The sequence below is a fragment of the Alkalimarinus alittae genome, from assembly GCF_026016465.1.
Taxonomy (GTDB): Bacteria; Pseudomonadota; Gammaproteobacteria; order Pseudomonadales; family Oleiphilaceae; genus Alkalimarinus; species Alkalimarinus alittae.
The window spans coordinates 393,624-419,899 of sequence record NZ_CP100390.1; the positions used below are offsets into that span (position 1 = coordinate 393,624).

Below are 26,276 nucleotides of genomic sequence, written 5' to 3' on the forward strand. Positions count from 1 at the left end.
TAAAATTGTTATCATTATGACTATTGATACGAGGCTTCTAATCAGCCTGCATCGCTTACAAGAAGTGGCCATTTGCTCTCTTGTTACTGTTGTTTGTTGTATTTGTATTGCGGCTGCGATTACTGATGACGTCGTTAGGTTTCCGGCAGACAATCTGAGCAACGGCTCTATCGGGTGCTGATAAAATACCTTCAAAGTAGTGTAGTGTCTCCCAATCGTTAAACCAATTTTTTAATTCGTTTGGTTGAAGTAAAAACTCAGGGTTATTGGGGCGACCAAATTGCTTATTATCTAATGTGAAGGTTTCATAAATAATGATTCCACCCGGAATAACCGCATTTAATAAGTGCGGTATTAAAGGGCGATGAAGATAACGGAAAACTAGCGCGGCTGAAAAGGTTTTATTCTTAAACGGATTTTGATCTGGCTGTTCAAGGTCGATTGGCCAGATATTGCTATCATTTTTATTCTTGTTTAATGCGCTAGAAACATAAGCTAGAGAAGTCGCAGACTTGTCGGCAAAGGTAACCGGTAGGTCTCTGCTAGTTAAAAACAGCCCGTTTCGTCCTTCCCCACAAGCAACATCAATAATGTGACCTTGACGGGCACAATCTTCTAACTCAGATACATACTGCTCTATCAGGCTCGAGTGCATAGGGTTCTTAGCCTTTAATATCGTGAAATGAATTAATGCGGCGGCGGTGGACAACGGAATAGTAGCGTATGTCGCCAGGTGCATGGGAGATTACTGCCGACATGACAATAATGCAGATGAGTACTAGGTGGTTCACTAGCATACTGCCGCCTAATAGCATCAACAACCCTAGTTTTAAGAATATAACGATACCTCGGATCTGCACCAACCATAAAAAATTAGACAGCGCGTCAATAGCCGCCATCAATACGCCCGTTACGACAGCCGCGTACCAGTACCATACCCATTGACTAAATGGAACATTAAATAAAATGGCACCACCTACACCTACAACACTAAAAATATGCAGTGTTCTTAACGCTATTTTTAGCCAGCGTTTACCGGTAAAGTCTCCCAATAATGAAAGCTTTCTGGGTGGGAGATGTTTTGTTTTTCTTTTCACTAATGGCGCCCCGAATTGTGCCGTCTGACAGTTAGCGTTAAGGTTAGCTGAATTAGCTTACTCAATGTAATGGGTCGTTAAACGAAGGACGGATAATGCCAGAACCGCTAAAAAATTCATATAACCAAACTTATTTAGAGCGCCTAGCGACGAGCATTAAATTGTCTTGGCCCAACTTTGATCAATCTAAATTTGTATCTATGGTCATGGATGAGCAGTGGGAGTCTAAAGAACTAAAGGCGCGAATGAAGCATATTTCAATGACGCTACATAAGTGCTTGCCACTGTCATTTGACCAAGTTGTTGAAATATTGCTGGAAGCAGGTAAATCGTTCGGAGGATATGAAGGGTTGTTTTTTCCCGATTATATTGAGCAGTTTGGTGCTGATGATTGGGCGCTATCAGTTACTGCGTTAGAAACACTCACCCAATATTCCAGCTCAGAGTTTGCCGTGAGGCCGATGATCATCCGAGACCCGACTAAAATGATGAAGGTGATGATGAGCTGGGCGTCTCATCAAAATGAGCATGTTCGTCGACTTGCCAGTGAAGGTTGCAGGCCTAGGCTCCCTTGGGCAATGGCATTACCAGAATTCAAAAAAGACCCTCGGTTGATTTTTCCTATCTTGAACCGACTAAAGCAGGATGGCTCACTCTATGTCAGGCGTTCTGTGGCTAATAATCTAAATGATATTGCTAAAGATAACCCTCAGTCAGTGCTTGACTGGTGTAGCGCGAATATAGGACAACACCCCGATACCGATTGGATTATTAAGCATGGATGCAGAACGTTATTAAAACAAGCTAATAAAGAAGCGTTAGCGCTATTTGGTTATGCTGAAAGTTCATCAATAATGGTTTCTAGTTTAGACATCAAGAACCCAGTGTTAAATATAGGTGATGACTTACTGTTTAGCTTTGGGGTCACGACCAGTCAAGGTGCGTTACGCAGACTACGAATCGAATATATTATCGAGTATGTTAAAGCCAATGGTCGTCGTTCTCCTAAGGTATTCAAATCATCAGAGTCAGACTACACGCAGCGTGAAATTTCATTTCAACGTAAACATTCTTTTAAGCAGATGAGTACTCGCAAGCATTATCCTGGTGAGCATACGCTATCAATTAGAGTGAATGGCGATATTAAATTGACAGCAATTTTTAAACTTAATTAAAGGGTTACGTAGAACTGCAATAAAAATATAGTCTATACTTGCAAAAATATTCAATAGTATTATTAAAAATAAAAAAAAAGGATCAATGCTATGCTAGCGCCCTCGATTGTTATGTCCAAAAAACGTTTACTGCTATCAATTTCATCTTTTTGGATAGCCCAGAATGCAATGGCTGTTGGCTTTATGATTAACCCAACGTCTCATGCAACCGGCATCGCTAATGCAGGGTCTACGGTTTACGATCACAGTACCGCCGCTATTAGTAACAACCCTGCAGCCATGTCGTTAATGCATAAAAAACAAATTGGCGGTAACTTTAGCTTGTTGGTGCCTGACTGGACTGTCAATGAAGAATGGGATTGTGCAGCCGAAGGTAATTGCGCCCGAAGTAATGTTGCGCCGATAGCCGCTATATCCACTATAGGGCTGATAAGACCGATGGATAATGAGTTTACGTGGGGGGTGGGGCTAGGTGCGATAGCTGGAGCTGGGCTCGATTATGGCTTACGATTTAAAACCAGGCCTATTATCACCGAGAATAAACTTCAGGTTGTTGAACTCATGAATTCTATTTCATGGCGAATGGATGAAAAGTGGACCTTTGGGGTAGGCGTTGGGGTTTTACACGGTTCATTTGTACAAAAGCAAGATATGCCGTCTATCAATGATACGGCACTCGATGACCTTACTAATGCGGTTGCATTTGCTGGCTTAGTGGCTGATAGAGCATGTGGAGATCTTGTAAGGCCTGCGGCTAAAGTTGCTTGTATACAAACAGCTGCTGACGATGCAGGGGTCGACCCAGTTTCAACCGCTGCAAATATCGATAGTTTAAAGAGCTACGTTAACGGTGCATCAGGTACAACCGTTGATCTAGAAGGTGATGATATTGGAGCAGAGCTTACATTAGGTACTACGTTTGAGTTTCTTCCTGGTCAACGATTGGGGATGGCGTATCACTATTTAACAGATTTTACGTTCGAAGGAACCGCCACTATCACAGGTCAGTTGTTATCGAGTGAGACTTACCAAAAACAACATACTAGCTTAACATGGGATATGCCCGAGCGACTGGTGATGAGTGGCTCTCACCGAATTAATAATGACTTGAATCTTTATTGGGATATAGAGCGTGTTTTTTTCGGTTCTTTCAAAAGCACGGACTTACGTATCGATGGTTATCATACATTTAAAATTGATCGAAATTTCAAAGATGCAAACCGTTATGCGTTAGGTGCTGAATATGGACTTGATGAAAAAACGACGTTGCAACTAGGGTTTAGTTATGATGAATCACCTGTGGATGATGGCGATAGAATGGCTGACATCCCCGTAGATGATATCTTTAAAACAGCATTTGGGGCTATCTACCAAGTCAATGAGCAATTCAATATTCATGGCTATGCCTCATTGGAGTTTTTAGGAGACGCACAAATAGCGCAATTGGCCAGTATCAATGGTACAAAAATTGGTAAGTCCGTTAAAATGAACTCTGATACAACGCTCTATGTATTTGGTGTGAGCTTTGGTTATGCGTTTTAGTGGGTTATCGAATTCAATAAATAGTGAGATTGAGCAAGGAGATGCATTCAGTGAGATATAAACTCGTTTTTTTAGCAGGTCTATTGGCGTTGACCGTTTTGAGTGCATGCAGCTCAATTTCACACTCTGAATCGATTATTGTTGCGTTGTCTGATAAGCAAGCAGGTGGTATAAAAGCGATCCGTCATTTACAGCGAGGTGATGACCAACAGTGCGAGATTGACATCACTCAAAAACTGCCAGACCAACGAGATCTAAATACTGAAATATGGACAGTGTTAGTCTGTAAGAGACTTTACCAATACACCGTAACGTTTGAACCGCAAGCAGAAGATCGCTATAAAGTGACTGCTACTCGATTTTTAGACACATAATAAGCCCTGGAGGGTTATGTGACAGAGGAAGTCGTCACTTTTCATCGTCATAAAAAAGATACACTTCGGGTGCTGATCAAAGGGGATTGGAGTATCTCCTTTGGTCTGCAAAACCCCGAAGACTTTTTATCCCATCTCAAAACCGTTCCAGACACTCAATATGTCGTATTAGATGCTACCCAACTAGGACAGTGGGATAGTTCTCTCGTCAGCTATTTAGTGATGATTAATGCGATTTCAATTAAGCAGCAGATAACGGTTGATTATACTGGGCTCCCCGAAGGACTCGTTCGGTTGATTGCGTTGGCTAAAGCGGTTCCAGAAAGGGAAGGGGTTGCAAAACAGCCGGTTAAAGAGAATGCAGTTGAGCAACTTGGGCAGACTGTACTTCAGTCATTTAGTCAATTTAATGCGTTTATTACCTTTTTAGGAGAAGCATTACTGGCACTCGGTCGTTTAGCTAAGGCTAAAGCGGTTTTCAGGCGTCAGGACTTGCTAATATTCTTAACCGACGCGGGTCCATCATCGCTAGGCATTGTGACGCTGATTAGCGTGCTTATTGGCATGATCTTAGCGTTTGTAGGGGCTGTTCAGCTCGAAAAGTTTGGTGCCAGTATTTATGTTGCAAGTCTCGTGGGGCTGGCTATGGCTAGAGAAATGGCTCCGATGATGACGGCGATTATTATGGCGGGTAGAACCGGAGCCGCGTATGCAGCTCAGCTCGGCAGTATGCAGGTTAATGAAGAGATTGATGCATTAAAAACAATGGGGGTGTCTCCTGTCGATTATTTGGTTTTACCGCGTTTGCTCGCGCTGATATTAATGATGCCGCTATTAACGATATACGCCAATATGATGGGGGTTATGGGTGGGGCAATCGTGAGTATTGTTATGCTCGACCTTACTTGGTCGATGTATATTGAGCAAATGATCGCGACAGTTCCGCTCACGAACTTTTATATCGGGTTGGTTAAAAGTCTTATTTTTGGTGTGATGGTGGCATTGTCCGGCTGCTACATGGGGATGAACTCAGGCCGTAGTGCGAGTGCAGTGGGCCAAGCAACCACTCGTGCGGTGGTGATGGGAATTGTGTTGATTATTGTCTTCGATTCGTTAGTGACCATTGTAACCACTGTGTTTGGGGTTTAAACCATGAGCCAAGAGCAAGCACAAGCACATATTCGCGTTCGGGACTTAACGTTAAAATACGGCAGCAAACTGATCCAACAAGACCTGACGTTTGATGTTAATAAAAATGACATCTTTATTATTATGGGTGGCAGCGGGTGCGGTAAAAGCACTTTATTAAAGCATATGATGGGGCTATACCGACCTGCAGAAGGGCAGGTTTGGGTTGACGATAATAGTTTGTGGGACGTTTCTGATCTTCAGCGACGGGCGATGATGAAGAATTTTGGGGTTTCCTATCAGGCAGGTGCATTGATTAGTTCTTTGACGCTAGCAGAAAATGTGGGTATGCCATTAGAGCTTTATACTGAGCTCTCACCCAAAGAAGTAGCGGAGCTTGCGAGCTTAAAACTTTCAATGGTTGGTTTGGCCGGTTTTGAGGGGTATTACCCGTCTGAAATTAGTGGAGGGATGATAAAACGAGCCGCGCTAGCGAGAGCCATTGCCCTGGACCCTGAAATCCTTTTTTTTGATGAGCCATCGGCAGGCTTAGACCCCATCAGTGCGAGGTTGCTAGATGACCTTATTTTAGAGTTAAGAGAGAGTATGAAGTCTACTATTGTGATTGTGACTCACGAGCTAGCGAGTATTTTTTCAATTGGTTCTAATGCTGTATTTTTAGATGCTGACACTCAAACAATGCTTGCAACCGGTAATCCAAATCAACTATTAGCGAGTTGTGATGACGCTAAAGTACAGCAGTTTTTGCGACGAGGTGAGGCCGCTAATGCGTAGACTTCCAAACAATCATCCGGTCATTCAGCAGAAAGGTATCTTATGTCTCAAAAAATGAGTGCAAGGGCGATTGGCTTATTTACTATTGGTGCAGCGCTTAGTGCGGTCATAGGTATATTGCTGTTTGGCAATGGTGACTTATTTAAGCAGCAAGATCGTATCGAAATGGTGTTTTCGGGCTCGGTCAAAGGGCTGAGTGTTGGGTCATCGATCACCTACCGCGGTGTGCGCATAGGTGAAGTAGAGTCTATTAATATCAGCCTTTACGAAGGGGAGAATAATATTAACATCAGAGTGGTTGGGGTTATTGTCCAACAGCAGGAGGATGGTAGTTTATTCAAGTTTAGCACTGATAGAAATGTAATTTATACAACCCTTATCAAACAGGGTGTTCGAGCGCAATTGGTACAAGAAAATCTTGTGACAGGCCGGCTACAAATTCAGTTGGAGTTTTTTGAAGACCAACCTGGATACGCGCCACCCAGTCAGTCTGGTTTTATTGTAATCCCCACTGTACCGAGTGAAATAGAAATATTAGGCGAAACGTTGACTAAATTAGTGGGCCAGCTTGATGGCTTGCCGATTAAGGATATCGCCAATAACTTGGCTGCTGTAGCTGAGGGAATGAATAATATGGTGAACTCGTCAGATGTTAAAAAATCACTCGGAAATCTTTCTAGTAGTTTGGCACACCTGAATAGCCTTTTAGGCCAACTTGATCAAGACAAAGGGGTTATTACAGATGAGCTTATGGCGGCAACCCGTGCTGTGAGAGGGATGGCTGACTCTGTGGCCGCAGCAGCAGATAAAAGTCAGCCATTATTTGTCGGAGCGGCTGGCTCGCTTAAAAAATTAGACCAACTGTTGGCTCAATCAAGCAAGACCTTATCGACTTATGAAAAGCTGGTGCAGCCAGGCTCTGAACTGAGCTTGACGTTAGTACAAACGCTGCAATCATTTGAGCGTGCATCTGAACAAGTGAGGCAGCTGGCAGAAACGCTCCAGCGTAATCCAGAATCTATACTAACCGGTAAGCAGCGCTAGCCTCTTAAGCGAGTGAAGGTTTAAAAAGGCCCGTAATATGGAGAGCATATGGAGAGCATGATGAAACAACTGAAATTCGTTTGGGTGTTTACGCTAGTATTACTAATGACGGGCTGCGCCGCGTTCAAACCTTCTGCGGAAAGTGAGTTTTATCTGCTGTCTTCGCCGCCCCTGCCTCAACGTCAGATTGACTTAAATTCAGACCTGATTGTTGTCGGTCCTATTACGATCGCAGACTACCTTAAACGATCGTCTATCGTAACCTCACGAACTGAAAATCACTTTGATATCTCTAAGTTGGACCAATGGGGAGGAAGCTTAGAGGGTGAGGTTCAACTGGCGCTGCTTAAAAACCTATCTTCTTTAAGCGCTGACAAAACCTATGTACAGTATTCCGGCTTAGCAAGTTCGATGGGTACCTACAGTCTCAGGGTTGATATACTAAGGTTTGATGCTCGTTTGAACGGACAGGCTCGCCTTGAAGCTACTTGGGCATGGTTTGATAAAAACCGAAAAGTAGTATCTGCTGGGCAGTTTTCAAAAAATGCCCCCGCTGGCAGCACCATCGAGCAAACGGTGGCGGCACAAAGTGAGTTGCTTAAGTTATTATCTCAAGACGCACTAACAGGTTTTTTGTAGAGAATCCCGCTAAAGTGGCATGCCTGCAGGTGGAATACGGGTACACTATCCTTTGTAGGGGCGGCACTTTGCCGCGATTGTTTTTAAGCGTTTGATCTCCCCCCCATTGCGAGGCTCCATTGTCTTCATTTATCGACCTGTTATTGTTCACCTCCAATATAACCTTACCTATTTTTATCATTGTGTTTTTAGGTTGGTTTTTGCGTCGTTCCGATTGGCTTACTGATGACTTTATTCATGCGGGTTCTAAATTAGTCTTCAATATTGCACTGCCTGCACTGTTATTTACTAAGATCACTGCGTCTGACTTATCCTCAGTTTTTGATACCCGGCAAGTTGTCTATGCGCTGCTGATTACCGTGTTCGGGTTTATTTTTACATGGTGGGTTAGTGGAAGGATGAAACTGCTACCTGAGAATCGAGGTGTTTTTGTACAAGGTGCGTTTCGAGGCAATATGGGGATTGTCGGGCTTGCGCTTTGTATGAATATGTATGGCGATGAGGGGTTAGCGGTGGGGTCTATTTTGCTGGCATTTTTAACGCTGCTTTATAATGTGTTATCTGTTTTTGCGCTGACGCAGCCATTTCATTCCGACCAACGCTTTAATGGCTGGGTTATGAGTAAAGATATGGCGAAGAACCCATTGATTATCGCTATTTTAGCCGCGTTGTTACTCAAGTTTATGCAATTCACACCGCCGGCTGTGATTATGAAAACAGGTGAGTATTTCTCGAATATGACGCTACCCTTAGCGTTATTGTGTGTCGGCGGCTCAATTAACCTTAAGGCGCTTAAAGAGAGTAGTGGCCTTGCCTTGGGGGCTACCTTGCTTAAATTAGTCGGCCTGCCATTCCTGTTTACGCTAGGTGCGTTTTTAATCGGGTTTAAAGGTTTGTTGCTGGGGACTCTGTTCCTGATGTTTGCAAGCCCTACAGCAACAGCCAGTTTTGTGATGGCAAAAGCGATGCGAGGTAATGCAGAGTTGGCGGCCACTATTATTGCATTATCGACGGTACTTTCATTATTAACGGTCAGTGCGGGAATATTTATATTACGGGCTTTGGGGATTGCGTAGCTGAAAGAGTTGCGTCAAAGTGCCGCTCTAATTCGAAGAGCGGCACTTTGACGTTATGCACTTATGGTTATTGCAAATGTTCAGGCATCATAAAGTAATCATCTTCAACATAAAATTGATCTGAGCGGCTTCGCTCCCACCATTCTTGCCATGGTTTACCTGCATGTTCATCACTTAATAGCGCATTGGGTTTTAGTGGGATTATTAACGTGCCGACCGGCATAAGCAAGCCATTAGGGGTGCGTCTTTTGACCATGTGAGGTTTTAGTTTTGCCGGGTCATCTAGCCCCATGCTACCCACCAACTCAAAGAAATTTTTCAATGTATTGTGTTGGAAATTTTTAACGCGATCACTTTTTTGACTGACGTCGATGGCTTTTGTTCTTGCTGGGTCTTGTGTCGCGATACCGGTAGGGCAATTATTACTATTGCAGGTGCGAGATTGAATACAGCCTAGTGCCATCATCATGGTACGAGCGGCATTCACAAGGTCTGCGCCTACTGCAATCTTTGAAAGTAAATCAAAGCTGGATGCGGTCTTACCGGAGGCAATAATCCGAATTTTGTCTCTTAGCCCAACCCCCACTAATGCATTGTTAACAATATAAACGCCTTCCATGCAGGTCATGCCAAGGCGGTTGCTAAACTCTACGGGGGCGGCGCCAGTTCCACCCTCTGCACCGTCTACGGTTATAAAGTCTGGTGTAATCCCTGTTTCTAACATCGCTTTGCATAAACCAAGAAACTCAGCAGGGTTTCCGACGCAGAGCTTAAAGCCTACAGGTTTGCCGCCGCTGAGTGTTCGCAGTGTTTTCACGAATGATAATAACCGAATAGGCGTCGTACATTCGGGGTTAGCCACCGGAGAAATACAGTCTTGCTCCATCGGGATATGTCGAATATTGGCGATCTCGCGGGTAATTTTGGCTTTGGGTAAAACGCCGCCATGTCCTGGCTTTGCACCTTGCGATATCTTAATCTCAATCATTTTAATTTGTGGTAGTGAGGCCGTTTTTTCAAAAAGAGCGGGGTTAAAGTTCCCCGCGTCATCTCTACAGCCAAATAGCCCCGTGCCTATTTGCCAAACGATATCGCCACCATGCCTCAGGTGGTATGGGCTGACGCCGCCTTCTCCAGTATTGTGATAACAACCTGCCTTTTTAGCCCCAAGATTGAGTGCTTCTATGGCGCGAGAGCTTAATGAGCCAAAACTCATCGCTGATATATTTAGGTAAGATGCCTCGTAGGGTTGAGTGCAATTCGGGCCCCCGATGGTGACTCGTTTTGCCTCACCGGCAATGACTTGAGGTGACATCGAATGCCAAAGACTGAGGTAGTTGTCTTCCATGAGGTTGTGCTGAGTGCCGAATGCGATGGTATCACGTACATTCTTTGCTCGTTGGTAGACTAATGATCGCTGCTCCCTGTTAAACGGGCGCTCCTCTGTATCGTTGGCAATAAAATATTGTTGAATTTCTACTCGGTAGGATTCTAGAAAGTACCTGACATACGCGACCACAGGGTAGAGCCTGTTAAGGCTGTGAGGGCTTAGTTTTAGGTCATAAAAGCCAATAGCGGTATAGCTTAAAGACGCGATAAATAAGATTACGCTTAACAGGCTGTCTGACTGACTCCAGTAATAATAGGCTGAAAAGTTACCCACGCTGGCAATCAGCCAATAGACGGTTTGCATTATTGTCATGACATAGTCCTAATCTTAAGTGTCGCCCATTATTGGAGTGAGATTCAGTAATCAGTCTGATTTAACGTTATTAAAAAGCGCGTAGCAACATTTCTTGCCAACGTTGATTAAATTTAGTTAGACCGCCTGGGTAGTGCTCGCGCCAAAACGGTATTGGGTCCAAAGTAACGCAAGGGTTTTCGGCCATATGGGAGAATAATCTACGGGTAAATTGCTCTCCCTCATGATGGCTTTGGAGTAGGTAGATAATCGACCAGGCCATCGCGTACATAGTTCTCTGGTCGTTAGCGCGCCACTCAGACTCGGAAAGCTGCAAATAGTCTCTTAATGACGGTAATTGGTTTTTTTTAAACTCAGATGCTAGATAGCTTAGGTGGTATTGGCTAGCGTGTGTCGCGCCTGACTTAAGGTTGGCATAGTCATATTGCTCAAAATACCCTGCAATGCCCTCGTTAAACCAGATGGGCGATCGACCAAACAGCCCAGCGTTTATAACATGGGTGGCTTCGTGACGAGCGACTGCACGAGTTTGTGGGTCGGTGTGCTGCTGCATGACGACCGCTTCGTTATTGAGGGAGGTGTAGAAACCCGCAATAGAGCGGAGTGACGGTGCGTGTATTTGCCGGTATTGCTCAAAGCCGTTAGCGGTATTAAATACCTTGAGATTAAGGTCAACTTGCCTTAGATGATCGGCCTCCATACGGTCTGAAAGATAGCTATATATAGCGTTAACATCGCGCTGAAGTTGCTCACCCAAAAGCGTTGGCAAACCTCTTTCTGGGCTAGACAAGTTCATTCGGAAGTACTGTTTGTCGTGTGCATATTGTTCAGTCACTTCACGGCTAACTTGCTTATTGGGCTTATTATCTGAAAAGTGCACTTGTCCGTTTTCGTCTGTCCAACGGTAGATGCTGGTTTTATCAACGGTGTTGATTGAGCGAGTGGGGGTTTTTAAGCAAAGTGAAGGTGTCGTATGTTGCTCAAAATTTCGTTGAATTGATTGAGGTATGCCTAAAGGCCTATTGCTAGTAGGGGGGCTGATATCTTGGTTGATGCTAGAGAGTAGGTCATCTTCTTCAGGGTGCGCGCGGGTAGCTGGAATGGTTCGGTCAAATTCAACACCTAACTTATCAAAAACCCAGTGCTTTTGTGGGAGAGATAAGCTACCCCAAGTAATAAACGCAATGTAGGCGGCAAAGGCTGCCCCGAATAATATCTTGAGAAATGCGGTCATAGTCGCCTGAATCGTATGGGTTATTTTACGCTATTGGCGACTACTTTACCTTGGTTTAGGTCTTATTTAAAACGCGTTATTCAGCATGCTTTAAAATAATGCTGAATATTTCATCTTGGTGAACTGGGTCGAGGGGTATTAAATGCCCTGCGTCTGGCTTGAGGTGAAGTTCTGCGTTGGGGATGGTTTTAGCCATATGTTCGGCAAATTTCCAAGGTACGAAGGTGTCTTTTTGTCCTTGGAAGATATAAACCGGAACATTGATATCGGTTAGGCTAAACCCCCAAGGCGCCCATTGCACTTCAAGGTCCTGAATCGTCCCTTTGATACCTTGCTGAAGCGCTTCTTCTTGGTTTCGCATGAAAATATCTGCGACGTGCTTGTCTTCCAAGATATTACGGTCATAGTCGGCCATTTCAGCTTCGGCCATTTTCATATAGAAATTGGGTAATGTAATGTCGGTCCAGCGAATCAGCTTAACGGCTTGATTAAACAGTTTAGGGCGCTCTTTAGACATTTCGGGCCCACGAAGGTCATAACGCTTCATTAATTCACGGGCGTTATCAAGTTCACCAAAGTTGGTGTAGCCCGAGACTGATATGGCAAACTTTGCTCGCTTAGGTAGGTGGTGAGCGACAGCCAGAACAGGAGGCCCACCGCTTGACCAACCTAATAGGCCAAATTGTTGGATGCCTTGTTCATCTGCTAGTCGCTCAATGTCGCTGGCGAAATCTAATAAGTCATAGTCAGCAACATAGTCTGATTGGCCTAATCCTGGTCGATCGATGGCAATTAGGCGAACGTCATATTCTTTCGCTTTTTGGTCAAGAAAAAGCAGTTCAAGCCGTGAACCTGGGTTACCGTGAGCATAGAACACCGGGAAGCCTTTTGGGTTACCTCGCTCAAGCCAAGCAACGTTTCGCTCACCCCATACCGAAACCTTAGGCGTGCCATGATCAGGCGGGGTAGCGCTATAGATATCTCGGTCAATTCTCGTGGTTGCGCAGGCTGAAAGCTGGGTAATAAAAAACACTGCGGCAATATAGGTAAGCGTGCGTTGGATCATCCTTGAGGCTCTCTCGAAAGTGTTTATGAGGTAAAAATTTCTGCAGCCCACTTGGGTAACGTATGCTGCTGAGTCAGGTGGCCATATTCACACTTTAGCAAAAACCGGTGCGGCACATCTGAGCTAGAGTTATCAAACACATAAAGAAAGTCGACAATATTACGTGCCGCTTTGACATTCTCAATGGTGCGGGGTATTCGAGATAGAATTTTATCATCAGGTACATTGTGCCCGCCATGTTTTACTCTGTGCTCAACGCGTCGCTTGTTGAGTTCAGCGAGCTCAACATGAATAAACACCAGAGTGATCTCATAACCGGCTTGCTTTGCTGCGGTTAAAAATTCCACTTTTGAAATATGTGAAAATACCGTTTCAAAACAAAACGAACGACGTTCTTTAATATACTGCTCTCGCAACGTGTCGGCCTGTCTTGCCGCCTGATACGAGAAGATCTCGGGGTTTTCAGGGTGTTGTTCAGCCGCAATAAGATCCGCGTTAATAAATGGGATTTTAAGGTGAGCAATGTTATGACGATAAAACGTGGTTTTACCCGCGCCATTACCTCCTACGATAACCCATAGGACTGGTTTAGTGTTGATGATTAATCCTCTTTTGATGCGCTAATCTGTCCATTGCTCGCAGAATAATAAGGGTGTGCTGAGCTATTCAATTCATTAATGACACTGTCACGATTCGGCGCTTCTGCCAGCTGCTCAAATAGACTTCGAGATGCGGCTATACGCTCGTCAGGGGTCAGATCATCAATCGACACATGGCCTTCCTGAAAACTGCGAATACGCGATAGGCTAAAACACCCCGTTTGCTCAACCAGCTTACCAATCTCAGCCCAATACTCGATTTGGCCTGCCGCAGACCGTTTTAAAAACCGACCTTCTTGGCTTGCAGTATTGACTAGTTCATCACTTAAACGCACTGATTTTGCCATGGTTGAGTACCACTCTTAGTTAGCATATATGCTCAGATTACAACAAAAGATCGCATAATGCGATCTTTTGTTGCTAGGTGGGTTTTGTATCGGTTTGCTAGCACTCCGGCATATTGACTTGAATGGCCAAACCGCCTAGCGAGGTCTCTTTATACTGATGCTGCATATCTTTACCTGTGCGCATCATGGTGGCAATCACTTTATCTAACGATACGACATGATGACCATCTGAGTTTAGCGCTAATCTTGCTGCATTCACCGCTTTTACCGCCCCCATGGTATTGCGTTCAATACAAGGGATCTGCACCAACCCGCCGATTGGGTCACAGGTTAAGCCAAGGTTATGCTCCATGCCAATTTCTGCTGCGTTTTCTACTTGCCAGATAGACCCGCCTTGAATGGCGGCTAACGCCCCTGCAGCCATTGAGCAGGCAACGCCAACTTCTCCTTGGCAGCCGACTTCTGCGGCAGAAAGAGACGCACCTTCTTTATAGAGAATGCCAATAGCGCCGGCCGTTAATAGATAATCAATAATGACGTGTTCGTTAAATGAACCTAAGTGCTCAATATAATATTTGAGCACAGCGGGAATAATGCCCGCAGCACCGTTGGTGGGGGCGGTAACCACCCTGCCACCGGCGGCGTTTTCTTCATTAACGGCCATGGCGTAAACGCTTAGCCAGTCGAGAATATCCGTTTTACTATTATGAGGTGTGCTGGGTGACATCAGTGCGGCATATAGCTTGGGGGCTCTGCGCGGCACATTAAGCCCACCAGGTAATACGCCTTCAGTTTGCAGACCCGACTCTATGCTGTCATTCATGACCAGCCAAAGGGTTAGCAGGTCTTGTTTAAGCGTGGCTTCGGTTCGCCAGCAACGTTCATTTTCCCACATTAACTGGCTAATAGAGCACTGCTTATGTTTGCATGCGCTGATAAGCTCAGCGGCAGAGTTAAAGGGGAAAGGGCACGTATCAGCATTTGAAACTGGCGTAACAGGGGTTCCGTCGTCAAGGCAGATAAACCCACCGCCGACGGAATAGTAGCCTTGGCTATGAATAATCTCATTTTGATGATTGTACGCATTAAACTTCATCCCATTAGAGTGCTTAGGCATCAACTGCGTCGTTAAAAAAATCACATCTTCTTCTGGGTTAAACGTGAGAGGTGTTTGCTGATTAAGATTTAATACTTGCTGTTGATGAGCCATGGTTAAGGTTAACGCTTGCTCTTGCGAAGAAATATGTTCAGGCCGAAAACCTGATAGACCAAAAATGACCGCATTTTGTGTCCCATGCCCTCTACCCGTTAATGCGAGTGAGCCGTATAGCTCACACGTTATACGCTTAATATTTTCTGATTTTAGAGCGTTAGCAAATAGGTGAGCCGCTCGCATAGGACCAACGGTATGAGAGCTAGATGGTCCAATGCCAATAGAGAATAAATCGAGCACACTATGAGTCATAATAACCCCCCGCTGTATGCTATCGAGTATAGTCTTAAAAAGCGGGGTGTGTCGTTGGGTATTGCCTGCAACTCAAAAAAGCCTATAGTAAGGTGCATAAAATTGGCAATGTATTAAACATCGTTAGGAATAATCAATGACTATTCTTTTTCTCATATTAGCTATGCTAAGTGCATGGTTTACCTATAACTTATACCACCCTTTATACAAATATCCTCAGGGCGCGGTCATCAGCTTTGTCTCTGGTTGGTTGGTCGGCGAATTGGTATGGCACCACTTAGTAACTCAGGTCGCCATCACATTACTATTTGTGGCAGGAGGCGTGGTCGAAGGCTTTTGGGGGTCGTTGGGATTGCTTGTTTTGCTCGTCTCTTGGTGGGGGATGATCATGTATCACCTGCAAGCTAATTTAGCGGAAGAAGAGGTAGAAACGAGTTTGGTTAAAGGGCTGGGGGGAAATTATCGCCTAGCAATCAGAAACGATATACATTATCAGGGTGATATTTTACCCAGCAAAAAACAGCTAGCGAGACCGTTTAAATCACTGCACTCAACAAACGTTGAGATACTCAAAGACATCATATTTGAGCAGGTCGACGGGCTAAACTTAAAACTGGATATTAGACGTGGTAAATCACCCGTCGAGAATGCACCTGTGTTATTTCAGATTCATGGTGGCGCATGGACCCATAAAATGGGCAGCAAGAACGAACAGGGCATACCGCTGATGAATCGGCTAGCCGAGATGGGTTGGGTGTGTGTCGCCATTAGTTATCGCCTTAGCCCCAAAGCAACATTTCCTGACCATATTATTGATTGTAAAAAAGCGCTTGTCTGGGTGAAAAAGCATATTGCAGAGTATGGCGGCAACCCTGACTTTATATTGGTCACAGGGGGCTCCGCCGGAGGTCATCTTAGTTCGTTGCTTTCGTTAACCGAAAATAACGCCGACTTTCAGCCGGGGTTTGAAAATGAAGATACCCGAGTGAATGGTTGTGTGCCGTTTTATGGCATTTATGACTTTTTGGATGAAGGCGGATTGCAGTACCATAAAGGGCTGGAAGGTATATTAGCCAAGTCGATACTTAAATCATCAAAACAAGCCAATCCAGACTTGTACCGTCAGGCTTCACCGATCAATCATATCCATAAAGAGGCACCGCCTTTTATGGTTATTCAAGGCGATAAAGATACCTTGGTCTCAACTGATGAGACGCGCTATTTTGTTGAAAGCTTAAAACGGGTTTCTAGCAGCCCTGTGGTATATTCCGAGATTTCTGGAGCGCAACATGCGTTTGATGTGTTTCCATCAGTCAGAAGTGGGCATGTACTCAATGGTGTTGTTCGTTTTGCAGAGTGGTTGTATAGCGATTATATGAACAAACAGGGAAGAACTAAAAATTGAGACAAATAATGATGCTATTAAACAAAATCCCATTATCTATCCGCATCCTGATTGCTATGCTTTTCGGGTTTGCGGTAGGGGCTTATAGCTCAAACGTTTATACCGGCGTGAGTGCGCTCGCAGATGCCTTTGTAATGTTATTACAGATGACGGCGCTTCCTTATATATCGCTGTCTCTTGTTGTTGGCATTGGTAGTTTGTCGCCTCTGGAAGCGCGTAGTACCTTTAGGCAAAGTCTTGTTGTGTTGTTGGCGTTAACGCTAACGGTTGTGGGTTTTATTCTGTTAGCGCCTATTGCATTCCCTGACTGGGAGAATGCTGAGTTTTATAGCGCCAATACAATCAAAGCCAGTGTCGAGTTTGACCTGGTTAGTTTATTTATTCCTGCTAACCCATTTAATGCGTTTGCGAACGCGATAATACCCTCTGTTGTTTTATTTAGTGTGTTTTTGGGGGTGGGGTTAATGGGCGTGGCCTATAAAGCACGCACATTATTGCTTTTAGATAACTTTAAGAGTGCAGTGGCTAATGTAAATAATATTGTTATGCGTTTTGCGCCTTTGGGTGTTTTTTGTATTGCGCTTCGAGCGGCCGCCACTATTGAGTCTTCTCAAGTTGATGGCCTTGTGGTGTATGTGGTTACTGTTGCCGTATTAGTTTTATTGCTCTCTTTTATGGTGCTGCCCGGCATTGTTGCGGTGGTGACGCCTTTTGGTTATCGGCAAATACTCAAAGCCTCTCGTGAAGCGATGATTACCGCTTTTGCGACAGGGAGCTTCTTTGTGGTTATTCCTGTTATTGTCGAAAAAACAAAAGCGCTTATTGCAGAGATTAACCCACCTGGCCAAAATGCAGATAAAGTTTCAGGTATTGTTGTGCCTATATCGTTTAGCTTACCTGTGGGAGGGAAGCTACTAGCGTTAGTGTTTACATTGTTCGCAGCCTGGTTTTCAGGTGCGTATATTTCGCTAAATGACTATGCCAACTTATTGCTAGCAGGTATACCTCAGCTCTTTGCTACGCCGACCATAGCGATGCCTAATTTGTTAGAGCTTTTTAATGTTTCAGGCGGCATGTTTGACTTTTTTATCGTGTCAGAAAACTTAATTGTTGCGCGTTTGGCTGCAGTGTTATCAGTCGTATTTGCCACTTGCCTGCCATTAATGATCGCGACCAGTATGGTTAAAAAAACAACCTTTAAGTGGCGAAAATTTAGCCGCTATCTTGTCATTATTCCTCTTCTGTCGGTTGCTACATTTGTCTTATTGAGGTTTACGTTCGATGCCATTAGTCATCAATACGAAGGTTATACTAAATTTATAGAACGTGATTTTATATATGGTGATGTAAAAACCACGTATCTTGATCAGGCTAGCGAGCAAGGGCCTACTCGGCCTGTGTCTGCAAATGTATTGACACGAATTAAACAGCGAGGCTTTATTCGTGTGGGTTACTTTCGTGATGACTTACCGTATTCATTCCACAACGATAAAGGTAAGTTGGTTGGGTTTGATATTGAAATAATGAACCAACTCGCGGCAGATCTAGGTGTCGCCGTAGAGTTCGTTAAGATTTTCCGAAAGCAAGCAGCACCACTGCTTAAATCAGGCTACTTAGATATCACTACTGGCTTTCCTGTTATCCCCGATAATATGAAAACCTACACATTAACAACGCCTTATAGTACACAATCTATTGCGTTAATCGTTAAGGATACTCGGCGGGCGGAATTTATTAATTGGGCTGACATCACTAAGCGTGAAGACTTAATTATTGGTATACCTGAAGCATTTTATTATAGGGACGCGATAAAACGTCATTTCACGCGAGGCAAGGCTTGGGAGATCGCAACACCTCGATTGTTTTTTCGTGATGAATATAAACATATTGATGCTATGCTATTTGGAGCACCTTCGGCCTCTGCTTGGACGTTATTAAACCCAAGCTATACCGTAGTGGTGCCAAAGCCTGTTCAGCCGCCGTTATCGATGGCCTTTCCGATCAGCCCGTCAGATAGGGGCTTTGAGTTATTTATGCGTAATTGGATCAACATGAAGGCACAAAATAAAACACTTGAGCGCCTGTTTAATTATTGGATTGGAGGCAAGCATGAGTTGCTATTTTGGATGCCTGCAGCGGATGATAAGCGTAGCTGAAACGGTAGCTCGTCTTTTAAAAGTGGGTGTATAATAAATAACCACTTTGAATTTGCAGAACGCCAGTACAGTGCTATGGTTGTTATGTACTTATCCTTACGATGCAATGTGCAGTAATGGAATAAGTTTAATAAAAATCAGGAGCATTAGTTATGAGTAAGGGTACGGTAAAGTGGTTTAATGCAGATAAAGGTTTCGGTTTCATTACGCCAGAAGACGGCGGTAAAGACCTTTTTGTTCACCACTCAGAAATCAAAACATCAGGGTATGCAACACTTAATGATGGTCAGCAGGTAGAGTACGAAGAAGGACAAGGTCAGAAAGGCCCTTGTGCTACTAACGTTATACCGTCATAGGTTACTAGCAGCTTCACGTTGCCAGTAAACTGATCGAGAAGGTGTCGTATTGTTCAATGCAATGCCTTCTTGTTCTATACCCCGTCGATACTGTTTGCTACTTGGCGTCCCCAGAGTGTCTAACCTTCTTCTCCTGTATTGATCTCTTCTTCACGTTGTAATATTCGCGGTTGTGGGAATGTGAGGGTGCGATGAGGGAACGGTATTTCAATTGAAGCGTTATCGAGGGCTTTTTTGACTGCAGCCACGACTTGATCTTTAGATTTTCGAACGTCTAAGGGGGTTGAACCACACCACCAAGTGATTTCAAAATTAATGCTCGAGTCGGCAAACTCTTGAGCAAATACCTCTGTAGGTCTCTGTTGAGATACTGACTCACAGCTATTAACCGCGCGATCAATAACGCTCCGAGCTTCATCAATGTCTTCACTATAGGCTATACCGCAAATGACGGTGATACGGCGAATAGGTGTGGAGGTTAATACTTCAACTTGCCCTTTAAATAATCGTGCATTGGGTATGACAACCAGTTCGCCTGTGGTTTTACGAAGAATCGTCATACGCACGGAGACTTCTTCAATTCTTCCGACCGTACCGTCGACAATGATAAAGTCACCTGGGTCAAACGGAAACTTCCATAGAATTAATATACCCGCTAAAAAGTTTTCAACAATGTCTTTGAAGGCGAATCCTAAAGCGACTGAGCCAATCCCCAAGCCTGCAAGTACTTTTGCTGGGGTCATGCCTGGAAATATCACCACTGCAGTGACGGTGATGCCAAATAACCAAATGAGGACGGTAATAAGTTGGCGCGTTAAGTCTGCAAGGCCACGCTTAATTCGTTTACCTTTTAATGTTTTATGTAAAACAATATTCACTAGCTTGGATGCTAGCCAAGTCAAAAATAATATAACGAAGCCAATGATTAATAACGGTATATGGCTTAATACGTCGCGCCAGATATCAACTAATGTCCCCCACATTAACTGTATGCTTTCGCTGGTTGAAGGTGGTTGCTTTTCCATCATTGCGTCCTGTTAGGCTTAGGGGGAACCTAAGTAAGAATAGGTGCCACTGGCGTCATCTTCAACTATTTGCCTAGATTGCATTTGGTGCCTACCCTCATTGGTAGGTCAAGTACAATCATGAACACTTAGGTCTATGGGGGTTAAGCTCAGCATATGAAAACACGATTACTCAATTTTTGGGAGACTCTCCGAACTAGCTTTTGGTTTGTACCCGCTTTGATGGTGTGTAGCACTGTGGCGTTATCATTTTTGCTTATTTATATCGATAAGCGTTTTCAATTAAGCACCCATCATATCTTTGGTTTTTTTTATGAGGTAGGGCCTGAGGGCGCTCGGCTTGTGCTGTCTACTATTGCTAACTCCATGATTACAGTAGCGGGGGTGGCTTTCTCTATTACCATCGTTGCCTTGACGCTTGCATCGTCTCAATTTGGCCCTCGTATGCTTCGGAACTTTATGAAAGACACCGGTAATCAGGTTGTTCTTGGCACGTTTATTTCGACGTTTATCTATTGTTTATTAGTGATTAGAGCGGTACACACATCGGGCGAACAAGATTTTGTACCTCATCTTTCAGTGTCGTTCTCTCTGGTAGCAGCACTTTTTAACGTGGGCGTATTAATTTATTTTATTCACCATATTTCATCGTCTATTCAAGCTGAGCAGGTTGTTGCATCGGTGTATCAAGAGTTGGAATCTCATATAGACTTATTTTTCCCTGATACGTTAGATGATAAACAGTTAGATCGCAGTAAAGAGCAGTATGCGAATAAGCCTTTAGTTTCATCATTGGATTTAAGCCATCTTCATGGCTATGACGTTTGTAGTCCACATAGCGGGTATTTGCAGGCTGTAGATGAGATAGCGCTGTTAGAAATTGCTGAAAATAACGATTGGGTGATTCGTCTGCCATATCGTGCTGGTTGTTTTGTCACTATCGGAGGTTGCTTAGTTACGGTCATGAGTAACGATAAAGAAGAGATAAGCGACGAGCGCTGCAGGCTGGTTTTTAATACATTAATCTTAGGTGGGCAGCGAACGCCTGAGCAAGATGTAGAGTTCACGATTAATCAGCTAGTAGAAATTGCAGTACGTGCGCTTTCCCCAGGAATTAACGACCCTTTTACTGCGCTTGCTTGTATTGATCGCTTAGGGGCAGCGCTTTGTCGATTAACGAGACGGGGCTTTCCACCAGCCAGTGTTTATGATGACGCCGGTAATATTAGACTCATTACCAAACCGGTGACTTTTTTAGGTATTGCCAATTCAGCATTTGATCAGATTAGGCAGTATGGTGTGAGTAGTGTGGCGGTTTCAGTTCGCTTAATGGAAACGTTAACGCGTATTGCCGAGCAAGTAGCCAATAAAGAACAGTATGACGCCGTGAAGCGTCAGGCTGATATGATTATCAGCGCCAGTGATAAGGCGCTATCTGAACAAAACGATATTGCTGACATCAAACAGTGCTACCAAGCATGTATTGACGCACTTAGGCCGTTTGATGATAAGTATCGTCATCCTCATAACGTTTACTAAAATAAGCATTAGCGAAGATATTAAAGCCGCCTTTTTCGAGATTGTACGTCCTCATCAAAATGAACGTTCTTGATGTTGGGTAATGCCGCAATCGTTCGCATCACATTAAGGCCTTCGGTCTCGTAGTGTTCTATCATTTCAGCCGTTACGCTGTAAGGTTTGGCAACCGATACACCGAGTGTCGCAGGGCTTAGCCTCCAACCGTTTGTAATGTCTGAGCCGCCAACAATATTAATCGGCAGAATTACATCACCCGGGCGTAGATATGCCTGCATAAAGCGAGGGTTGACGTACTTCATTGTGATGTCGCCGTTTTCCTCGTTGTATGACCTAGAGCCTTCAGGAAAGATCAGAAAGGGCTCGTGCATTAGACTTTTAAACAAGTAATAGTCTGCTGCATCTAGCTCATCAAGTGCCTTGCTTTCCCTTGCTGCATCCATATATTGGTCAAGCTCTTCTTGCTCGGCTGTATCCAGTTGAGGGGCAACGCCTGTAAATTGCCCTTCATGATCATGCACGATGTTATTCATAAACTCCGAGTAGTTCATTTTTTCGATAAGCTTTAAACCTGCATCGGGCATTTTGATCAAAAATTGAGTTCGTCGAGCACTTTTCATCAAGGCTGTGGCGAGTTCTTTTTCTCTTACTTGTGTTGTTTTTTGAGACGGGAGGGTGAGAAATAGGTTGCCTACATTGCTCGCCCCACTTTTCAGAACAATGTTAGAGAACATGCGAGGACCTACAACGGTATTGCAGTTAGCGGCCAAGTTATCAAAACCTAGCTGTCTAAGCACGCTTCTTACAAAGTATGGGCCTAAATAACCCTCATGATGCCCAATGATAAATATTCTATGACCGGTTGCTTTCAATACGGATGCTTCATATAACGTACGAACGACCTGAGAGGTAGCGATAGCGTGTTGGCTGTCATTTTTTAACGATACCTTTTGATCCGCTTCACCCACTAAAATAATGTCTTTAATGTTTTTCTTTTCAAGGAAGGCATAAAAACGATGCCACATCGCGGTATCGGCTAAAACAGGTGAAATAGAACGATTGAATGAAAAGGGGATGGCTAACAAACGCTCCAGACTGCTCTTACTGAATTCCTTAAAAAAACTATGCTGCAAAAACTGATTCTTTCGAGCGCTAAATTTTTTCGCGATATCAGGAAAGTGCTTTTTAATATCCAAGCCGTGAGATGATGCAGAGGCGATAACATCGTCGATTAATTGAACGGCTTTTACGTTGTGAGGTGCTTTTTTTAACGAGTATAGCTTGGTACGAAAGAACTCTACCGTGGCCTTAAAATCAAATATCCCCATGAGGGTAGCAATGCCTTGTTTGAGGCTTTTAGGTGCAGGGATTTTTAATAGGAGCAAGGTGATATAGTTTTTGACTCTATCGATGATACTAGCTAAAAATGAGAATAGTGAAAATATGCGATTTGTCGTGCGATAAATTAAATGGTGTTCATTGATAGACGCCAGTGTTTTTTCGAGACGTTCTTTGTTCGCTTGTAAAAAACCTAATGCTTCTTCTTCCGACAGCTTGTCGCTCTCGGGTTTCCACCAGTGTGATTCAGGTGATTTGTTATTGTCGGATTCGGATGCTTTATCAGTCATTGCTGAGTGAGTCCCTCGAAGAGAAAACCATTTAATATCTTAATTATAGTATCAAAAATATCACGCTATCGATAAACAAAATAATAAATTAACAGGGGTACTGTTTGTTGCTAACGCTGAATTGTAAGGGGGTTATAAGAAAGGGGTCGCCCTGCCTCATTAAAGCAGGGCGATGTTAGTGCTATAGCGTCATGATGTACTGAACTAAGTCATTAACCTCATTATCATTGGATGCACACCAAGGGTGCGGCGTTGCAGGCAGCCCTATAGGGTTTGGTGTACCCATTTCATCAGGCCCAAATTCTGCGCGCATTTTTTGATAGTCCCAATAGTAGTGATCATCATCCCAAGACACTTCAGAAAAGTACTTATGCTTCTCAATAAAGAGATTGCGTTTGTAACCTCTATCTAGCTTGGTGATGTAATTAGACTTTGGCACACGAAACACATCGCCTCGGCGGTTTAAATCAGGTGTGGTTAACGGCTGATCAACGGAACCTAGCGCTGGGCGAACGGGGGCATGAAGTGTGTAGTACTGCTTATACAAATCAGAAGATGTGTCACAACGGGCGGGAGATACCAAGTCAGTCATATTACGAACGTGTCCGTCTGATAGCAACCCTCGGTTTTGTACCCAGTACATATCACGTAAGAATGTAGCCCTGATCGACTCAACTTCTTTTTGGTAGATGGTAGGTGAGAAGAACCTGCCTACTTCATCTAATCGCAGCATTTTCTCATTAGTGTTGGCACCAAGGCCATCACTATGACAGCTGCCACAATCACGATTAAAGGTTTCTTGTCCTTTGCTTACGGCTGACGCTATTTTAGGAAATGACTGCCAAGTTTGGCCAATAAAGTCGCCTTCTTGTAAGGCGGGTACTTCACGGGTTCTCGTTACTTCTTTGTCGGGTTGGGGGATTTTGATGCCAAACCAGAGCCGCTTTGGTGGTTGTGGGACCATTTCTGTATAGGTTTCAGTGATCGTCCCCGTGTCAGTTTGTGCTACCAGTAAATCTTTCTGTTTTAACCAGCGGTACATGCCAATATTGCGCAATAAACCATCGCTTTGATCTAGCTGGGTCATATAGGCTGTTAGCGCTTGTAGCGGTGCTTTTTTCATCGCTCCCTGTGCGCCATCAGGCTCTTCAGAGTGTATGTAAGAACCTTCAAATCCGACGTAGGACTCGGTATGAGAGAGTGAGCGCCGTATGGGCATGTAGTGGGTTACGTTAGGGATCGCAATTGGCGAAAATTGATAGTCATTGTCAGTATGACTACCTTCGCCATTGATGCGTACCATATTATGCTCGCCGGTTCCTGGAGGCATGTGATAGATCAGCATATCTTTGGCGATACGCTCTTCTTTAGGGGCCCAGTCAGGGCCTGGTTCATTTTCATAAATACCTTTAAAGGTCTTTAAGGCTGTTTGTAAGACTGTCCACTTCATGGTCCACTCAGGGTTAGGTAAACCTGGGAAAACCCGTGTCTCATCCTCTCCATTTGGGTTTTGATAGGTGATTTGATAGCCGTGGCATGACGCACAGTTAAAACCCACAAACTCCCCTGGCCCGGTATAGGGGTGATTACCTTCTGCATAGCGGTAACCCGTCCAGCCCGTGTCTTTTGTGTTACCTTCAAACTTGGCTGAGCCTAACGTCAAAAATCCAGGAATAGGCGTCGGCATAGGATACGGTGCAAAATAGACGTCATCGATGGCTTCATCTGGCACTTGGCCTCTTACTGTTTTGTAAGCGCCAAATAACGCTCTAGGATCTGCGTAGCCGCCCGCAATAGGGTCGAAAGCACGATAGTTAAAAATGGCCTTCCAGTCTAGATTTCTAACCGCGTGAGCAACGCCAATGTTAAAATCATAAGACCAGAAAATTTTGCGGCCTTCGTCGACTAATGAAGGGAAGTTCGGGTTATCTACTTCGATATCAATCGGTGCACTGGCAACAGCATTACTTAGCGTTGAAACAACATCGCACTCATGCTGGAAGGTATCACTGATAATACGAGAGGTTTGAGCATCTATAACGTTGTGTGCTTCTCCGGGCTGACGAAGCGATTCGTTATAGCCCACTCTTTTTTGAACTTGTACTATTAAAGGGCCGCTACTCGTGTGACCAGGCACTCGGAACTGAATGCTGCTATCATCCCACGCGACAATGTTTTTCGGCCAAGAATCTACTTGCTCATCAGTCTCATAGTTAACTTGATCAGAAATCGCCAGCTTTTGGTCGAACATTTGTAAGTCAGCTTCAAGAACGCGAGTGTTTCCCAGCATGATCTTGCTAAAGTCGATATCAACCCCTTGACCAAAGTTTGACCCTTCAAGCGTGACGATATCTCCAGGTTTAAATACAGGTGTTTGGGTGCCCATACGCGTCCATTCAACATCGCCATTAATGCGTATGATGTCGATATTAGGCGCGGATAAACTTTGCGCTGCTGAGTCAGCACGCATCGCTTCGCGAGTGAAATCTGTTGAACATATTTCTTCTTGATGAGGAAAATCACCAGGCAAGCCTGACAGGTCTATGGTCGCGTTTGCTGCGCTAGCTGTAATGGCTAAGAGCACCGTTGCGGAGTGTGAATGTAAACGAGACATGAGTCTCTCCTTGCTTTGTCTGTTTTAATTGTTTTAAAGCGCTTACGAGTAATTATGCATTAATTTAACTAACACATGTAAGCTCAGCAGGTGTCAGGCTAAAAGATGGAGTAGTAAATAATATTGCCGAACTGCCGAGTAATTCTGTCATTTGAGTGAACTGATCGTTGATAGTAGAGGTAATGACTAGGGATTAAGAGAAAGTTGTGGCGTAGGGGGGGGGTAAAATAATTCAGGAATGATAAGTAGGTCACATCTGAAATTACGAGGCTT

Annotated in this window: 23 protein-coding genes; 12 read left to right on the forward strand and 11 right to left on the reverse strand. The window is 44.2% G+C overall.

The window, feature by feature from the left end:
* Positions 1 to 55 precede the first annotated feature (55 nt).
* Together NKI27_RS01710 and NKI27_RS01715 are read right to left on the reverse strand one after the other, a co-directional pair.
* Positions 56 to 655, reverse strand: a complete 600-nt coding sequence (locus tag NKI27_RS01710; protein ID WP_265047976.1) for a hypothetical protein — start codon at positions 653 to 655, stop codon at positions 56 to 58.
* Positions 656 to 662: 7 nt separating this feature from the next.
* On the reverse strand, positions 663 to 1,097 hold the full coding sequence (locus NKI27_RS01715; RefSeq protein ID WP_265047977.1) for a hypothetical protein: 435 nt from the start codon (positions 1,095 to 1,097) through the stop codon (positions 663 to 665).
* Positions 1,098 to 1,192: 95 nt separating this feature from the next.
* On the opposite strand from NKI27_RS01715, the gene NKI27_RS01720 reads away from it, so the two are divergent.
* From NKI27_RS01720 to NKI27_RS01755, 8 genes are all read left to right on the forward strand, one after another.
* On the forward strand, positions 1,193 to 2,272 hold the full coding sequence (locus NKI27_RS01720; RefSeq protein ID WP_265047978.1) for a DNA alkylation repair protein: 1,080 nt from the start codon (positions 1,193 to 1,195) through the stop codon (positions 2,270 to 2,272).
* Positions 2,273 to 2,362: 90 nt separating this feature from the next.
* On the forward strand, positions 2,363 to 3,814 hold the full coding sequence (locus NKI27_RS01725) for an OmpP1/FadL family transporter (RefSeq protein ID WP_265047979.1): 1,452 nt from the start codon (positions 2,363 to 2,365) through the stop codon (positions 3,812 to 3,814).
* Positions 3,815 to 3,864: 50 nt separating this feature from the next.
* On the forward strand, positions 3,865 to 4,188 hold the full coding sequence (locus tag NKI27_RS01730; protein ID WP_265047980.1) for a hypothetical protein: 324 nt from the start codon (positions 3,865 to 3,867) through the stop codon (positions 4,186 to 4,188).
* An 18-nt stretch (positions 4,189 to 4,206) separates the two neighbouring features.
* Entirely contained in the window at positions 4,207 to 5,337 is a 1,131-nt protein-coding gene (locus NKI27_RS01735) for an ABC transporter permease (protein WP_265047981.1), read from the forward strand.
* A gap of 3 nt (positions 5,338 to 5,340) precedes the next feature.
* Positions 5,341 to 6,111 carry an ABC transporter ATP-binding protein gene (locus NKI27_RS01740; protein WP_265047982.1) on the forward strand — a complete coding sequence of 257 codons (771 nt, stop codon included), beginning with the start codon at positions 5,341 to 5,343 and terminating at the stop codon, positions 6,109 to 6,111.
* Between the two features lie 42 nt (positions 6,112 to 6,153).
* Positions 6,154 to 7,155 carry an MlaD family protein gene (locus tag NKI27_RS01745; protein ID WP_265047983.1) on the forward strand — a complete coding sequence of 334 codons (1,002 nt, stop codon included), beginning with the start codon at positions 6,154 to 6,156 and terminating at the stop codon, positions 7,153 to 7,155.
* A gap of 48 nt (positions 7,156 to 7,203) precedes the next feature.
* A complete protein-coding gene (locus NKI27_RS01750) occupies positions 7,204 to 7,794 on the forward strand; it encodes a PqiC family protein (protein ID WP_265047984.1) in 591 nt (196 codons plus the stop codon).
* 119 nt (positions 7,795 to 7,913) lie between these two features.
* Positions 7,914 to 8,870 carry an AEC family transporter gene (locus NKI27_RS01755; RefSeq protein WP_265047985.1) on the forward strand — a complete coding sequence of 319 codons (957 nt, stop codon included), beginning with the start codon at positions 7,914 to 7,916 and terminating at the stop codon, positions 8,868 to 8,870.
* 67 nt (positions 8,871 to 8,937) lie between these two features.
* Here the strand turns inward: NKI27_RS01755 and NKI27_RS01760 are convergent, their stop codons facing one another.
* From NKI27_RS01760 to NKI27_RS01785, 6 genes are all read right to left on the reverse strand, one after another.
* Complete coding sequence (locus NKI27_RS01760) at positions 8,938 to 10,572, reverse strand: FMN-binding glutamate synthase family protein (RefSeq protein WP_265047986.1); 1,635 nt, start codon at positions 10,570 to 10,572, stop codon at positions 8,938 to 8,940.
* A 70-nt stretch (positions 10,573 to 10,642) separates the two neighbouring features.
* The gene (locus NKI27_RS01765) at positions 10,643 to 11,806 is read right to left on the reverse strand and encodes a DUF4124 domain-containing protein (RefSeq protein WP_265047987.1); all 1,164 of its coding nucleotides are present in this window, start codon (positions 11,804 to 11,806) and stop codon (positions 10,643 to 10,645) included.
* Between the two features lie 76 nt (positions 11,807 to 11,882).
* Positions 11,883 to 12,872, reverse strand: a complete 990-nt coding sequence (locus tag NKI27_RS01770; RefSeq protein WP_265047988.1) for an alpha/beta fold hydrolase — start codon at positions 12,870 to 12,872, stop codon at positions 11,883 to 11,885.
* Between the two features lie 23 nt (positions 12,873 to 12,895).
* Positions 12,896 to 13,489 (reverse strand): zeta toxin family protein, encoded by a 594-nt coding sequence (locus NKI27_RS01775; protein ID WP_320109451.1) that lies wholly within the window; start codon positions 13,487 to 13,489, stop codon positions 12,896 to 12,898.
* Positions 13,474 to 13,818, reverse strand: a complete 345-nt coding sequence (locus NKI27_RS01780; RefSeq protein WP_265047989.1) for a ParD-like family protein — start codon at positions 13,816 to 13,818, stop codon at positions 13,474 to 13,476. Before NKI27_RS01780 ends, NKI27_RS01775 begins: the two co-directional genes overlap by 16 nt.
* Positions 13,819 to 13,915: 97 nt before the next feature.
* A complete protein-coding gene (locus tag NKI27_RS01785) occupies positions 13,916 to 15,283 on the reverse strand; it encodes an L-serine ammonia-lyase (RefSeq protein ID WP_265047990.1) in 1,368 nt (455 codons plus the stop codon).
* Between the two features lie 136 nt (positions 15,284 to 15,419).
* Here NKI27_RS01785 and NKI27_RS01790 point away from each other — a divergent pair, with 136 nt between their 5' ends.
* The 3 genes from NKI27_RS01790 (at position 15,420) to NKI27_RS01800 (ending at position 19,200) form a co-directional block, all read left to right on the forward strand.
* On the forward strand, positions 15,420 to 16,688 hold the full coding sequence (locus NKI27_RS01790) for an alpha/beta hydrolase (RefSeq protein WP_265047991.1): 1,269 nt from the start codon (positions 15,420 to 15,422) through the stop codon (positions 16,686 to 16,688).
* 8 nt (positions 16,689 to 16,696) lie between these two features.
* A complete protein-coding gene (locus NKI27_RS01795) occupies positions 16,697 to 18,844 on the forward strand; it encodes a cation:dicarboxylate symporter family transporter (protein ID WP_265047992.1) in 2,148 nt (715 codons plus the stop codon).
* A 152-nt stretch (positions 18,845 to 18,996) separates the two neighbouring features.
* Complete coding sequence (locus NKI27_RS01800; RefSeq protein ID WP_265047993.1) at positions 18,997 to 19,200, forward strand: cold-shock protein; 204 nt, start codon at positions 18,997 to 18,999, stop codon at positions 19,198 to 19,200.
* Between the two features lie 119 nt (positions 19,201 to 19,319).
* Here the strand turns inward: NKI27_RS01800 and NKI27_RS01805 are convergent, their stop codons facing one another.
* The gene (locus NKI27_RS01805) at positions 19,320 to 20,228 is read right to left on the reverse strand and encodes a mechanosensitive ion channel family protein (protein ID WP_265047994.1); all 909 of its coding nucleotides are present in this window, start codon (positions 20,226 to 20,228) and stop codon (positions 19,320 to 19,322) included.
* Positions 20,229 to 20,381: 153 nt separating this feature from the next.
* Between NKI27_RS01805 and NKI27_RS01810 the strand changes: the two genes are divergently transcribed.
* Complete coding sequence (locus tag NKI27_RS01810) at positions 20,382 to 21,764, forward strand: DUF2254 domain-containing protein (RefSeq protein WP_265047995.1); 1,383 nt, start codon at positions 20,382 to 20,384, stop codon at positions 21,762 to 21,764.
* Between the two features lie 20 nt (positions 21,765 to 21,784).
* On the opposite strand, the gene NKI27_RS01815 is transcribed toward NKI27_RS01810, so the two are convergent.
* Both NKI27_RS01815 and NKI27_RS01820 read right to left on the reverse strand, forming a co-directional pair.
* On the reverse strand, positions 21,785 to 23,389 hold the full coding sequence (locus NKI27_RS01815; protein WP_265047996.1) for a hypothetical protein: 1,605 nt from the start codon (positions 23,387 to 23,389) through the stop codon (positions 21,785 to 21,787).
* Between the two features lie 181 nt (positions 23,390 to 23,570).
* Positions 23,571 to 26,003, reverse strand: coding sequence for a hypothetical protein (locus tag NKI27_RS01820; protein WP_265047997.1), 2,433 nt, complete (start codon positions 26,001 to 26,003; stop codon positions 23,571 to 23,573).
* Positions 26,004 to 26,276: the final 273 nt, after the last annotated feature.